Origin of the sequence: Chryseobacterium sp. 22543 (genome assembly GCF_052044565.1) — a bacterium.
Classification (GTDB): Bacteria; Bacteroidota; Bacteroidia; order Flavobacteriales; family Weeksellaceae; genus Chryseobacterium.
The window spans coordinates 1,065,949-1,080,863 of record NZ_JBQENH010000001.1 but is presented as its reverse complement, the minus strand read 5'-3'; the positions used below and the strand labels follow the sequence as shown (position 1 = coordinate 1,080,863).

General features: G+C 37.8%; 11 protein-coding genes. 5 read left to right on the top strand and 6 right to left on the bottom strand.

What is annotated here, in order from left to right:
* Positions 1-6 precede the first annotated feature (6 nt).
* Complete coding sequence (locus tag ACTJIP_RS04835) at positions 7-420, top strand: VanZ family protein (RefSeq protein ID WP_077419077.1); 414 nt, start codon at positions 7-9, stop codon at positions 418-420.
* Here ACTJIP_RS04835 and proC read toward each other — a convergent pair.
* The 4 genes from proC to ACTJIP_RS04815 all read right to left on the bottom strand — a co-directional run bounded on the left by proC (position 410) and on the right by ACTJIP_RS04815 (position 4,252).
* The gene (gene proC, locus ACTJIP_RS04830) at positions 410-1,216 is read right to left on the bottom strand and encodes a pyrroline-5-carboxylate reductase (RefSeq protein ID WP_228408906.1); all 807 of its coding nucleotides are present in this window, start codon (positions 1,214-1,216) and stop codon (positions 410-412) included. The genes ACTJIP_RS04835 and proC overlap by 11 nt on opposite strands.
* Positions 1,217-1,533: 317 nt before the next feature.
* Complete coding sequence (gene murB, locus ACTJIP_RS04825) at positions 1,534-2,547, bottom strand: UDP-N-acetylmuramate dehydrogenase (RefSeq protein WP_077419078.1); 1,014 nt, start codon at positions 2,545-2,547, stop codon at positions 1,534-1,536.
* 3 nt (positions 2,548-2,550) lie between these two features.
* On the bottom strand, positions 2,551-3,036 hold the full coding sequence (locus tag ACTJIP_RS04820; RefSeq protein ID WP_440704171.1) for a hypothetical protein: 486 nt from the start codon (positions 3,034-3,036) through the stop codon (positions 2,551-2,553).
* A 10-nt stretch (positions 3,037-3,046) separates the two neighbouring features.
* Entirely contained in the window at positions 3,047-4,252 is a 1,206-nt protein-coding gene (locus tag ACTJIP_RS04815) for a pyridoxal phosphate-dependent aminotransferase (protein ID WP_077419080.1), read from the bottom strand.
* Positions 4,253-4,478: 226 nt separating this feature from the next.
* Between ACTJIP_RS04815 and ACTJIP_RS04810 the strand changes: the two genes are divergently transcribed.
* The 4 genes from ACTJIP_RS04810 (at position 4,479) to ACTJIP_RS04795 (ending at position 10,310) form a co-directional block, all read left to right on the top strand.
* Positions 4,479-7,070 carry a fibronectin type III domain-containing protein gene (locus tag ACTJIP_RS04810; protein ID WP_440704170.1) on the top strand — a complete coding sequence of 864 codons (2,592 nt, stop codon included), beginning with the start codon at positions 4,479-4,481 and terminating at the stop codon, positions 7,068-7,070.
* Positions 7,071-7,213: 143 nt separating this feature from the next.
* Entirely contained in the window at positions 7,214-8,398 is a 1,185-nt protein-coding gene (locus ACTJIP_RS04805; RefSeq protein WP_077419082.1) for a hypothetical protein, read from the top strand.
* 10 nt (positions 8,399-8,408) lie between these two features.
* Positions 8,409-9,830, top strand: a complete 1,422-nt coding sequence (locus ACTJIP_RS04800) for a hypothetical protein (RefSeq protein WP_180564517.1) — start codon at positions 8,409-8,411, stop codon at positions 9,828-9,830.
* Positions 9,831-9,854: 24 nt separating this feature from the next.
* Complete coding sequence (locus tag ACTJIP_RS04795; protein ID WP_077419084.1) at positions 9,855-10,310, top strand: DUF1801 domain-containing protein; 456 nt, start codon at positions 9,855-9,857, stop codon at positions 10,308-10,310.
* Positions 10,311-10,564: 254 nt separating this feature from the next.
* On the opposite strand, the gene ACTJIP_RS04790 is transcribed toward ACTJIP_RS04795, so the two are convergent.
* Together ACTJIP_RS04790 and ACTJIP_RS04785 are read right to left on the bottom strand one after the other, a co-directional pair.
* The gene (locus tag ACTJIP_RS04790; RefSeq protein WP_180564516.1) at positions 10,565-11,830 is read right to left on the bottom strand and encodes a TolC family protein; all 1,266 of its coding nucleotides are present in this window, start codon (positions 11,828-11,830) and stop codon (positions 10,565-10,567) included.
* Positions 11,820-14,915: an efflux RND transporter permease subunit gene (locus tag ACTJIP_RS04785; RefSeq protein WP_219073205.1), complete on the bottom strand. Its 3,096-nt coding sequence runs from the start codon at positions 14,913-14,915 to the stop codon at positions 11,820-11,822. The genes ACTJIP_RS04790 and ACTJIP_RS04785 overlap by 11 nt, the downstream gene beginning before the upstream one ends.

Sequence of the window (14,915 nt, the reverse complement as noted above, 5' to 3'; positions counted from 1 at the left end):
AGTTCAATGTTAAAGAAAATATATAAAATCATTATTGTTCCGTATACTCTGTTTCTGCTTTACCTGATGTTTTTGGGAATGGGCAGATTTCAGTATGAAGAAAATCTCCTTACTTTAGAACCTGTTTTTTCTACAATAAAATTTATCCAGGGCCCGAATAAGATGATAGATATTGTGATGATTGTTCTAGGAAATATTATCATGTTTATTCCTTTTGGGTTTTTGGGTTGGATTTTTCCTGACCTGAAAAAATTAAAACCATTGATTTTTAGCTTTATCTCATGTATCGTTATTGTTGAAGCTCTACAGTACTTTACAAGAATGGGAATCTTTGAGGTAGACGATATCATCCTGAATACATTTGGCGTGTATCTGGGATGGGAATTTTGCAGGATTTTTGAAAAAAGATTTAATTATTAAGTTCCTTGGCTCGTTTTTCGGCATTCAGAATCCCCTGTTTCAGAATTTCTTTTAAACTGCTGTCTTCAAATGTTTTTAAAGCAGCTTCTGTAGTTCCGCCTTTAGATGCTACATCGTTAATCAGTTCTTCAAGATTTTTTTCTGAGTTATTGATCAGGTGATAAGCTCCCAGCATCGTCTGCTTTACAAAAAGCTTAGAGAGATTTTCTTCAATTCCCATTTCAATGCCAGCCTTAATCATGGCATCAATGATGTAATAGAAATAAGCGGGACCACTTCCGGAAAGTGCTGTAACACCGTCTAAAAGTTCTTCTTCTTCCAGATAAACGGATCTTCCGGTGCTGTTCAGTAATCTTTCTATACTTATTAATTGAGTGAAAGAAATTCCTTCTGCGGCTGTATATCCCGTAATTCCCATTCCCAGAAGGGTAGGAGAGTTTGGCATTGCTCTTACAACAAGTGGATGGTTCAGTAATTTTTGAATTTTTTCAATATTGATTCCCGCCATGATGGATAATACCATCTGGTTTTCTTTTAAAGTAAATTGAATATTTTGGGCAACCGATTGAAAATCCTGAGGTTTTACAGCGATGATAATCAAATCAGAATCAATTTCCTTTACTTCTTCAAAGGTGGAAATTTTAGATTTGGGGAATTCTTCAGCTATTTTGGAGATTTTAGATTCATTTCTGATAATCAGATGCAGATGTTCAGGTTTGATCAGTTCGTATTTCAAAAATGATTTTGAAAAAGAAAGGCCCATATTTCCGGCTCCAAGAATAGCTATTTTCATCATGAGTTGTAATTTTTAAGCTAAAATAATGATTTTCCGGAGACTGGATGTGAATTGATTCTGAATTAATTTTGTTGGAAAACGCAAAGTCGCAAAGATTTTGAAAAACAGACTGTTTTTAAGACGCAGGAAAACCGAAGATTTTCAGCAAGCATGTAAATATTATAAAATCCTGTAGCAAAGATTATACGATATTTAATTTTATCGAAGATAAAATCTTTGCGCCTTAAAAGTTCAACATAAATTAAGGACTCTGCGCCTTCCAACAAATAGAAAAAAGCTGTACTCATCATGAATACAGCTTGTATGTTTTTTTTAGATTAAATAATATTCACTTCCCGTTCAAGCTCTATTCCGAATTTTTCTTTCACAGAATTGATAATTTCAGTAGAAAAGTCAAAAATTTCTTTTCCGGTAGCATTTCCTGTTGCATTGATGATGACCAGGGATTGCAGTTTGTGTGAAGCTACATTTCCAATCTGCTTTCCTTTCCAGCCGCATTGTTCAATCAGCCATCCTGCAGGAACCTTCACCATATCACCATTAGGGTAGCCTTGAATATTTTCAAACTTTCGTTTTAATTCTTCAAATTGAATTAAAGGAATAGTCGGGTTTTTGAAAAAGCTTCCGGCATTTCCGATTTCTTTAGGATTCGGCAGTTTGCTTTGTCTTATATTGATTACTGCTCTGGAAATATCCTGAATGGTAGGATTTTCAATGCCGAGATTTTCCAGTTCAGATTTGATAGCACCATATTCTGTTTTGATAGAATGGTCTTTCCGGGTAAGTTTAAAAGTGACTTCCAGAATAACATATCTGCCTTTTCCTTCCTGTTTGAAAATAGAGTCTCTGTAACCGAACCTGCACTGTTCAAGGTTGAATGTTGTAAGTTCAAGATTTTCCAGATCCAAGACTTTACAGTTGACAAAAATATCTTTGATTTCTGTCCCATAAGCCCCGATATTCTGCATCGGAGAAGTTCCTACATTTCCGGGAATTAAAGAAAGGTTTTCCAGCCCTCCAAAATTCTTTTGCAGGCAGTACATCACAAATTCATGCCAGTTTTCACCTGCTTTTGCGGTTACCAGTGCTTCATTTTCATTGACATTCTCTTCGGTAATTCCTTTTAAATTAAGTCTGATAGCCAGACCATCAAAATCTTTGGTAAGAAGAATGTTACTTCCTCCTCCCAAAAACAGAAGCTGAAGAGATTGGGTTTCCGAGAAAATAAGGGCCTCTTTTAATTCATCAATTGTATTGACCTCTGTAAAGTAGCGGGCTTTGGCTTCAACACCGAATGTGTTATAAGGTTTTAATGAAAAATTTTCCTGCATGTTTTATTTGTATTCTTGGGGAAGAATTTTGTCTAGTTGTTCTTTAAGTTGTTGTAGCTGCTTGTAATGTAAAGTATCCACATAAGCATTCACATAGATGTGTGATTTTTTCGGAGTCCGGATCTGGAAAGTTTCATCTGTTCCGTCTGCCGATTGCTGGCTGGGAGAACTTTTTATATGGTCAAGATCTACAATCCTTACCGATGAGATAAGCTGTTTCCATGTGTTGGAATTGATGGCAGACCCCCATTTTGTATGAGTTTGAGTGGCTGTCATTCCTTTTTCTGCAAAAACGGAATCTTTTGTGACTTTAATAATTCTGTAATTTCCAAGATGTCCTCCGATTTCGGATACACTGATGAAAGTAATCTCGTGCGGATTTTTGTGAGAAATAGTCTGTTCCGTTTTTTTGGAATCACAGGAAAAAAATGCCGACAGCAAAAGAATCGAAAACAGTATTTTCAGATAGAGTTTTTTTGTTGTCGGCATAGGATATATTTTACAGACTGAATTCTTCTCTGTACTTCTTTAAAGCTTCTTTAAGAATTTCAGCACTTCTTTTTAAATCTTCTTCTTTCAGAACGTAGGCAATTCTTACCTGTTTCTTTCCTAATTCCGGATCACTGTAGAATCCTCCTGCAGGAGCTACCATGATGGTTTCGTTGTTAAGAGCATATTTTTCAAGCAGCCACTGTGCAAATTTTTCAGTATCATCTACCGGAAGTTCAGCAACACAGTAGAAAGCTCCTCTTGGTTTTGGGCAGATAACTCCAGGAATAGCATTTAAAAGATCTACCAATACATTTCTTCTGTGGGTATATTCTTCTCTTACAGCTCTGATGTAAGCCCCATCATTCTGGTGTGCTGCTGTTGCTGCAATCTGTCCTAAAAGAACCGGGCTCAATCTCGCCTGTGCAAAAAGCATGGCAGCATTACGGATTTTGTTGGAACGGGTAACCATACATCCGATTCTTACTCCACACATAGAATAACGCTTGGATTCTGAATCTATGATGATACAGTTTTCGCTCAGTTCAGGGAAATCAAACATTGAGATCTGCTGTTTTCCGTCATATACATATTCTCTGTATACTTCATCAGAAATGATTACGATATCATATTTCAAAGCAATGTCTGCAAGCTGCTGAAGCTCCTCACGGGTATACAGATATCCGGTAGGGTTTCCTGGGTTACAGATAATGATTGCTCTTGTTTTTTCTGTGATTTTTTTCTCGAATTCTTCAATAGGAGGCAGAGCAAAACCAGTATCAATAGTAGAAGATACCGCTACTACATTCACATCAAATGTGCTGGTGAAACCATTGTAGTTGGCATAGTAAGGCTCAGGAATAATCACTTCATCACCTTCGTCACATAAAGTAGAAATAGCAAAGTTCAGGGCTTCAGAACCTCCATTGGTAACAATGAAATTATCAGGGGTAAGATCTGAAAAACCTAATGAATGATAATATTCTGTAAGGGCTTTTCTGTATTCTATATTTCCTTCAGAAAGTGCATATTCCAATACTTTTAAATCGATGTTTTTTAAAGCATTTAAAGCTGTTTCCGGAGTTTCAATATCAGGCTGTCCAATATTAAGGTGGTATACTTTTATTCCTTTCTGTTTTGCTTGTAATGCAAAGGGAACCAGTTTTCTTACCGGCGATGGCGGCATATGCAGCGCTCTGTTTGAAATATTCGGCATTGTTCAAAAAATTTGTATGACAAAAATAGGATTTAATTTCTCAATAATAAAATTAAGAATCAATAAGAAGGTGTTTCATTAAGTTTCACACTGTATTTAAAATCTGCTTATTTTAATGATGTTTAATATTAATTTTTTATGTATTTTAAATAAAGTTTAAGATTTTAGTAAAAATAATATTTTCATATTGTTATTTTTACTAAATTTCGCCTCAAATGTGATCAAAATGGCAATAAATTTATTTTCTAGAGTGGTACCTACTATCGCTCTCTTCTCAGCCAGTGTACTAATGGCTCAAAATTATCAAACCATGCCGATTGCTTCAGGCTTAACAGCTGATGTAATTGCAAACGGTATAGGTTCTTCAACAATTACTACAAATAATGACGTAGACGGAGTTTCTTACGCTTTTGTAGCTAAAGATTTTCAGCTGACATCCACAAGTGCTGCTATTACGTATGGTATTCCTGTTGACGGAACTATTAATTCTGTAGTGGCGGCAACTCCCGGATTGAAGTTTCAGTTAGCAGATTTGAATGTTAACAATTCTTTGAGATTGGCTGCTGTAAATGATAACGGGACCTTGGCATTTACAACCGCCAAACCCGTTACCAAACTGTATATGCTTGCTGTAAGCGGAAGTGGTACTTCTACAGTAAGTGCAGTGGTAAATTTTACAGATGGCAGTTCGCAGACATTTTCAAGTATCAGTCTTGCAGACTGGTATAATGGATCTAATTTTGCCATCCAGGGGATAGGAAGGGTTAAAAAGCCAGGAGCTACTCCTGCAGCTGGTGATGATGTTCCTTCTCCTGAGGGCGGAACGAACCCAAGATTATATCAGATTGAACTGGCAATAGATGCCGCGAATCAGGCAAAACCAATACAAAGTGTAACGGTTACCAAAACCACTGGTTCAGGTTTACCGAATATCTTTGCTTTTTCAGCAGATGTCTATTCAGACTGTGCACCTCCCGTATTACAGGCGGTTTCTGGAATAACAGCTAATTCTGCTTTAGTTTCATGGACGGGCAATGCTGCCAGTTATGATGTATACCACAGTACTTCAAACACAACACCTGCGGGTTCAGTAACGCCTACTTATCCGGGGGTAACAGGTACAAGTACAACTATTGGTGGTCTTAATTCAAATACAACGTATTATTATTGGGTAAGAAGCAACTGTAATACTGCAACAAGCCAAAGTGTATGGTCTTTTGTTGGAACATTTAAAACAGCTTGTTCTACTTTTACGGTTCCCTATACAGAGAACTTTGATACAACAAGTACAGGCTCCAGCACTAATACGAATGCGCCAAGCTGTTGGGCATATCTTGAAAGTGCATCATTTGCAGGGTATGGATATGTAACGACATCAAATAACTATTCAGCACCCAATGCATATTACATGACTAATTCAAGTGCTACTACTGGTAGTCAAATGCTGGTTGCGCCTCCAACTGTAAACCTTTCAGATGGTACTAAACGTGTAAGATTCTATGCAAAAGCCGGAGGAAACAATTATACATTATTAGTAGGAACATTATCAAACCCTACGGATCCTGCTTCCTTTACACAAATAGGTTCTCCTATTGCTTTGACAACTACTCATACACAATATACGGTTAACATACCTGTAGGTTCTGATTTACAATTAGCATTTAAACATGGTTTAGGAGGTTCTTCACGTTCTATTTATATTGATAATATTACCGTTCAGAATATTCCTTCTTGTTTTGAACCAACTGCAGTTACATCATCAAATGTAGCAGCGAACACAGCAACGATCGGTTGGACGGAACCATCTCCAGTTCCTGCAGGCGGATACGAAGTTTATTACAGCACAAACAGCACTGCGCCGGATGTATCTACTGTTTTAAATGCTACAAACTCTGTAACTTCTACAACAGCTTCTGCACCGTTAAGCGGACTGCAGCCCTCTACAACATATTATGCATGGGTAAGATCCAGCTGTAGTGCATCTGATAAGAGTATCTGGAGTACTTCTACATCATTTACAACTCTTTGTGTACCAATAACTACACTGCCTTGGAGTGAAAATTTTGATGCAATGGCAACTATAGGTTCTGCAATCATTCCGAACTGCTGGACACAAACTCCGGGAGGAAGTTCATCTACTTATAACTTTACCTCAGCAAATGCTTCTCAGCAAGCTTATAATGATCCTAAATCTGCTCCGAATTATGTAACGATCTATTATCCATATAGCAATGCTGCTTATTTATGGACACCTACATTTACTTTAACTGCAGGAAGTTCGTATGATTTTACATTCTACTGGGTAGGAGATGGCTATTCAGGTTGGCAGAATGAAGTATTGGTAAACAACGGACAAACAGCGACTGGAGCAACTAGCTTATCAACATTTATTACGGCTGATCAAACAGCTGCAGGGGGAGGTAATAGTGCTAATTATACTAAAGTTACCGTTACCTATATTCCAACGGCTACTGGTGACTATTCATTTGGAATTAAAGCTTTGAATACAACAACAGATCCGTACTATATGGGATTTGATGATTTCTCTCTTACACAGTCTAATTTAGCTACTGCTGAAACATCTGTTAAGAAAAAAGAAGTGAATGTATATCCTAACCCTTTCAAAGATGTTCTGCATGTTGCTGATATCAAAAATGTTAAATCTGTAACGGTTACAGATGTAGCAGGAAGAGTAGTGAAAACTATTGACAATCCAACTACAGAACTTCAGTTAGGTGAGTTGAATACCGGTCTTTACTTAGTGACAATGAACTTTAAAGATGGTTCAAAATCAACAGTAAAGGCAATTAAAAAATAAAATTTTTTGAGTTAATAATTTCTGTAGGCAGTTGCATTGATGTGGCTGCCTTTTTTATGATCTATTTCATAATAACTGGACAATTTATTCTTAAAAAATGTTGATGAAATTATTATACATTTGCATCGAAAACTATAACATCCATGAATAAATTTAAACTACTTTTTTTAATACCATTATTTTATTCCGAATTTTCGCAGGCTCAACGAATTGATAAAGAAACAATCAGTTTTCAGCTTTTGAAAGAACCGGTTTTTCCTACAGATCTTTCCAGCAGAAACTATACGATTACGGTAAAATCTCCTTATAATATTACTAAAGATGATGTTGTAAGACTTTCAAAAGAAGATCATCAGAAAAAGGTAGATAATTATCAGGCAAACGTTGAAAATGCCAAGTACGAACACGGAGAAAGATTAAAGGATTATGATGCTGAAGTAAAAAAACTTCAGGAAAAGTACAAACTTGAATCTGCAGAATACAGCAAACTATCAGCGGTTGAAAAAATTGCGGCAACTAACGGAGCTCCTACACTGAGATTACCTTCAAGACCTATCCTTAATATTCCTCCGGTTCCGGTGTATCAGCAGCCAGACCTGAGAGACGCTTTAATTGTAGATAATAAGATTCTGGCTTCCCAAATGGATGTAACAGGTTTTTCAAAAGGAGGAAACTATCTTGACATTGTGATTGAAATGGAACGAACAAACTTTCAGGACAATCAAGGGAAAACTTTTGCCAATCAGCCTACAAGGATTATCGCAAAACAAGATGGAGCTGTAAAACTGGATAAGACCTATTTCTCCGATTTTTCGGAAATAGCAAGTGTTCCAACCAACGAAATTAATCTGAATGCTCAGGAAAAAAGATATCTTCAGAGAACGATAGACCGTACAAGGAATATTATCAATGAAAATTTTGGGTATCAGACCATCAATTCTACGGTGACCCTAGCCACTGTAAAGAACAAAGGAGAGTATGACGATTTGGAAAAAGCCTACATCTACGTGACAACCAATCTGAAAAAACTTCAGGCAAAGTCAGAGTATGCTCCAAACAAAATAGCGATGGAAAATATGCAGAAAGGAATTGATCTTTGGAAAAGCAGTCTGACGAAAGTGAATTACAATGATAAGAAAGCGCTTTATAACCAAAAAATCGGGGAGTATCTTTATTTTAACCTGATCAGATTGAATATCGCTTTAGGAAACTATCAGGAAGCAGAGAAATATTTAAATGAGTTACAGGAACATTTAGTAGATATTAAACTATCCTACGACGCTAATCTTGAACTGAAAAGATTAGAAGAAAAAATTTATAATAACTAACGAAAACTATATGATTAAACAGATTATTGCTTCGGCATTAATTACAGCTTCTGTGTACGCTTATGCACAGACGAAAGTGACTGAAGGAACAAAATTTACAGTGGATGCCAATCTTGAAACGGATGATAAACTGGTGTTGGCAGATGATTACAATTCTTATATGTTCAGCGCAATCAATATCGACGGGCTGATGAGAAATGTTTTTCCCCACAAGAAATTACTGATGAGAAAACTGGATCAGAACGGAAGTCTTGTAGATACTTATGTGAAAGATTACGCCAACAAAACGAATGGAGTACTTCACAATTATTTGGGATCACAGCAGATAGATGATGATAAGTTTATAGCATTTACAGAAGAGTATTTTGGAAAAGAAAACAGAAAAGAAGTCTTTCAGCATGTTTTCAGCAGAAAAGAAGGTACTTTTACAACAAAGAGTATTGCAAAATACAGTATTGAATCTACCAATAGATCAGGAACTACTTACGTACTTTTCTCAGAAAACGGGAAATATGCAGCCATCTTCAATGACCGGTTTGCCAACAAAAAAACGGATAATGTGAACGATGTTCTGGTAATGGATCTGAGAACCCTTTCTCCGGTTTGGAACAAAGAAATTACATTGAGTAATGATTATGTTGAAAAATCTTTTACATTGACCAACTCAGCGAAAATCGTTGTACTGCGTAAAGCTGCAGGCTGGAAGGAATCTTATAAGCTGGAACTGGTTTCCAACACTGAAGATAAAGACCTTCCATTTGATGATAAATATATCCCTGAGAAACTATATGCATTCAGTAAAAACGATAATGACTATCTGGTAACTTTTGGAAGGAAAAATGCAGCGGTTACTATTGGCGCAAGTACTTTTGGAACGGTAATGTACTATGATATGAAATCTGGAAAAGCGGTCATCAGCAATACCAATTTAGCAGGAAGTAAAGACATGAACGATGTAAAGGTCATCAAAACCATTGTGAAAGGAGATGAAACTTTAATGGCTGTTCAGCAGGAGACTGTGACAAGACCAATGCCTACAACAATGAATCGTTTCCCTGATCCTGTATATTCTCTGGATGCCGGAATGCTGATCAAATTTAATAAAGAAGGGGAAGTAAAGCAATTTGTTGCAGCAGGAACTTCTACAGGAAAAAGAATTCATCTCGTTGAAGCCGGAGACAAACTTTATATTTCTGCTTTCTATCCTAAAGGAGCATTCGGAAACACAGGATTTTCTATGAAAGTTTTTGATTTTGCCAATCTGAAACCTCAGGAAGTAAGCCTTGATTATAAAGGACGAAATTTCTTCCAGAACTATGGTTTTGCAGATGGAAATATGATTCAGTACGTTCCGAATGTAAACAAAATGATGTTCCTTCAAAAGAGTAGTAAAGACGTTCAGATGTTCAGTGTGTACAATTTTATAAAATAATCGTATTTTAGAAAAAATTAAAATATGCAGATTCAGTCAGTTTCCATAGAAGATTATATCTCAAAGATTCCTGAAGAAAGACAGGAGTCTTTTAAAAAGCTTTTTGATACGGTGAATGATAACCTTCCGAAAGGTTTTGAAGAAGCTACGAATTATGGGATGATAGGTTGGGTAGTTCCTTTGGCAACTTTTCCTGCCGGATATCACTGTGCACCGGGAACACCGCTGCCATTCATCAATCTGGCTTCCCAGAAGAATTTTATAGCACTCTATCATATGGGACTGTATTCAAAGCCGGAACTTCTGGATTGGTTCGTAGGAGAATATCCAAAATATTCCAAAAAGAAACTCGATATGGGGAAATCCTGTATCCGCTTCAAAAAAGTGGATGATATTCCTTTTGAACTGATTGCCGAGCTGAGCCGGAAAATGACTCCCGATGACTGGATCGGAATTTATGAATCTCAGTATAAAAGATAAAAAAGAGCCCTTAAATCTATTTGATTTAAGGGCTCTTTTTTATGCTGGAAGCTGGAGGTTTGAAGCTGGAAGTCATATTTGTGTTTTTAGAATCACTGATCGTAAATGCTGGAAGCTGGAAGTTATATTTGTGTTTTAAAGCGACCGATTGTCATTCCTTGATGAGCATTCTGAATATTAAAAAGTTAATAAAATTGATATATAGTTATTCATCGGCTTCCGGAAACTTCCATCATCCAGCTTCCCTCTTCCAGCTAAAAATGTATATCCCAGATCCCAGCCTTCCTTTCAAGTTCGATCAAAGCGGCTGCATTATCTGCAAGGGCCTGGTAATACTCTTTTCTTACGTTGTTATACGTTCTCTGGGCATTCAGAACTTCAAGGATAGAGCTTTCCCCTCTTTTGTAGCTGTAGGTAATTCCTGCCAAAATACTTTGTGCTTCAGAAAGCATTCCGTTATGAAATTGTCTGAGCTGTTTTTGCGTTGCTGTATATTGCTGATAAGCCTGCATTACTTCAGCCTTTATGCCTTGTTCGATCTGTTTGTATTCAACCTCAGCCTGGGAATGTGCCATTTCTGCTATTTTCAATCCTGCATTTCTTCTGTTGGAAAACTTCAAAGGAATACTAATACCCATTTTTACAGCATTTACGGTTGGAGATGGAGCAATTTCATTAGTCGCTTCGGTATGTCGTTCTGCTCCGGCACTGATGCCTAAATCTATCATACGATTGGCTTTTTCCAGATTGATCTGACTTTTGGCAACTTCTGTATTTTGTTTGGCTGCCAATAAATCTGCTCTTTCGTTTAACGCCTGAAGAATCAAATCATCAATACTGAAATCTCTGTTGAAGGCATTAAAATCCCCGGCAACATCTCTTCCTGCTATTTTGCTGTCTCCAAGAAATACTGATAAACTGGTGAGAGCCTGTTCTTCTGCACTTTCAGCCTGATATACTTCATTGAGCAAAGAAGCCGCTTCCAGCTTACTCTGTTTGGACGTAACTAATGATATAGTTCCCAATTTGTAACGGATACTGTCGGATTTTGCCAGCTGCTGCATATTTTCATAAGAATCCTGCTGTACCTCAAGCAAAGCTTTGGATTTTAGAGCATCAATATATCCTAAGCTGGCATCCGCACGGAGATTCCTGAAAAAATCCTGCAATTGTATTTTGCTTAGCTCAGATTGGTTTCTGGCGAGATTAACCCGGGCTTTTCTTTTGCCGCCAAGTTCAAGCGTCCAGCCAATGGAAGCTCCATATACATATCCCATATTCTGCTTCACTCCGTTATTGGAAGTTTCCATTTCCAGTTGAGGATCAGAAAACATATTGGCAGTCTGGATGGAAGCTTCAGCCATACTTACATTGTATTTCTGGGAAGCATATCCAAGATTTTTATTTCCAACAAGACTCAGGTAGTCTTCAAATTGTAAAAGTTCTTTTTCCTGTGCCTTCATACCTGTTATACTCAACAATACTACAGATAATATGATAATATGAACTTTAATTTTCATCTGATTCTAAATTTTGTTTTTCATTACGTCGTTCAGCCATAAAATAAATAGCCGGAAGCACGAATAGTGTTAAAATAGTAGAGAACATCAACCCATAGACAATTACTGTTGCCAGTGGACGTTGTACATCAGAACCGATTCCTGTAGCCAATGAGGCAGGGAATAATCCGATTACTGCAACCGTTGCCGTCATCAGTACAGGTCTGAAGCGGTCTTTTGCTCCTTTGATGGCAGCTTGTTTCAGCTCATATCCTTTCTTACGCAGATCGTTGATATGAGAAATCATAATGACTCCGTTCTGAATGGCAACTCCGAAGAGTGCGATGAATCCTACTGCAGAAGACACATTCAGAGACATTCCCCGGATATTGAGTGCCAGCATTCCGCCAAATAAAGCTAACGGAACAATTGACATCAGAACCAAAGCCTGTCTGAAATCTCCAAATGCACCATACAGCAACAAAAACATAATTGCCAATGCCAGCGGGACAATAAATGCTAACCTTGAATACGCTCTGTTTTGATTTTCAAACTGCCCACCCCATTTGATCTGGTATTTCTCATGATCATATTTGATGTCTTTTTCAATTTTATCCTGTGCTTTTTTCAGGAAAGAAGAAAGATCGGTACCTCTTAAATTCAGTTTTACGGTAAGGTGGCGTTTGTTCATTTCTCTGGTAATGGTACTTTCACCTGTACTTAATTTTACTTCTGCCACCTGAGAAAGTGGAATTTTCGCTCCGGAAGCTGAGGTCAGCATTAGGTTTCCTATTTTGTCAGGAGTGTCACGGCTGTCTTCCGTATAACGGCAGGAAATATCATATACTTTATTACCAATAAAGATCTGGGAAATTGCTTTTCCTCCCAATGCCACTTCAATAAGGTCGGCAACATCTGCTACATTCAGTCCATACTGAGCAATCTTGTCTCTGTCTGCAATAATCTGCAGCTGAGGTAATGGTGGTTCCTGATCAATGGCAAGATCTGCTGAACCCGGAATTGTATTTAGGGTTGATAATACATTTTCTGCAATACGCCTTGTTTCCTTAAAATCTTCTCCATACACCTTTACCACCAGTTCACTATGAGCCCCTGAGATTTTATCCATTACTCCGTCAATCATAGGTTGTGAAAAACCTACGGTGAATCCCGGCATATTTTTATAATCTGCTGCCAATTCTTTGATGAGATCTGCTTTTGTTTTCCCGGCCGGCCATTCGCTGTAAGGTTTTATCCCGATAGAGACTTCAAAGTGTGAGGCAGTCCACGGATCTGTACCATCATCATTACGGCCTGCCTGAATCATCATATAAGTAATTTCAGGATGTTTCAGAGTACGGACACGCAGCGTATCACTCATTTCTTTTGATTGGGCTAAAGAAATTCCGGGAGGTAACTGTACCTGCAGCCATATAGAGCCTTCATCCAGTTCGGGAAGAAAGTCTTTTCCTACATGATAGGAGAGGATTCCGGCAGATACGAGAACAATCATAATAGGGATGATAACTCTTTTAGGAGTCTGCATTATTTTTTCAATGCTCTTTCCATAAGCAGTGCTTAGTTTTTCCAGCCATTTATTGTGATAAATCTTCTGTGGTTTTCGATAGATCACGTAAGCCAATCCAGGGATCAGAAGCAAGGCTACAGCAAGTGCTCCCAATAGGGCATATCCAACAGTAAAAGCCATAGGGGTAAATAATTTTTTTTCTACTCTTTCAAACGCAAACAAAGGCAGATAGGCAGTAATGATAATAATGGTTGAAAAGAAAATAGGCTTTGCTACTTCAATTACTCTTTGGGTGATTGTTTTTTCTTCCAGTACTTCTTCCGGGTTTTCTTCTCTTTTCCTCAGAATGGTTTCCAGCATAACGATTGCTCCGTCTACAATGATCCCAAAATCAATGGCTCCCAGTGAAAGAAGGTTGGCAGGAATATTCGTAAAATGCATCAGTATAAAAGCAAATAATAAAGAAAGCGGAATAGTTATCGCCACCAGTAATGCTCCCCGCCAGCTTCCAAGAAATACAATCAGTACGATAATAACCAATACAATTCCTTCAGTAAGCGTATGAGAAACTGTAGTGAGTGTTGTTTTTACAAGGTCTGTTCTGTCCAGAAAAGGATGAATCTTTACTCCGGGTGGCAGTGTTTCGTTATTCAGTTCTTCGATCGCTTCATGTACTCCTTCCAACACCTGTGAAGGATTTTGCCCTCTTAATAAAAGGACAATACCTTCTACGCTTTCAGAATAATTACGTTTTTGGTCTGTGTAGCCCAGAATTCCTTTTCTTTCCAGGTTTCCGTATTTTAATGTTCCTACATCATTCAAAAAAACAGGAACGCCATTTTGGGTTTTGACTACAATTTTTCCAAGATCATTTAAGTCTTTTACCAAACCTATTCCGCGGATGACATAAGCGAGGTTTCCGCGGGAAAGCATACTCCCTCCGGCACTCACATTGTTTTTGGAGATTGTTTCGGTAACTTCTGACAGAGATAATCCGTATTGTTCAAGCTTATGGGGATCAAGTTCGATCTGGAACTGCGTGGTAATTCCTCCAAAATTGGTAACATCAGCAATTCCTGAAATCTGTTTAATGCGTGGGATGATCACAAATGTTTGTAAATCCGTCAATTCCCGCAGACTGTGGTTGTTACTTTCGATTATGTAACGGTATACTTCTCCAATGGGAGAGGTGAGGGGATCTAACCCTGGTTGTGCATCGTAAGGAAGCTCCACATCCGTCAGTCTTTCCTGAATACGCTGTCTTGCCCAGTAATCGTCTATCCCATCATCGAAAACCATTGTAATAATGGACAGTCCAAAAGTACTTTTGCTTCTCATCACATGCATTCCGGGAAGTCCGTTCAGAGATCTTTCCAAAGGAATGGTGATTTGCTGTTCTACTTCTTCAGCGGCCAGTCCCGGAACCTGTGTTACCACCTGCGAGGTTACATCAGCAATATCAGGATAGGCTTCTATGGATAGTCTGGTCCAGGAATAATACCCGAAGAATCCCAGTAAAAGAAAGAGAGCAAGCATCAGCCATCTCTTCTGTATAGAGATTGTTAATAATTTCTTCAT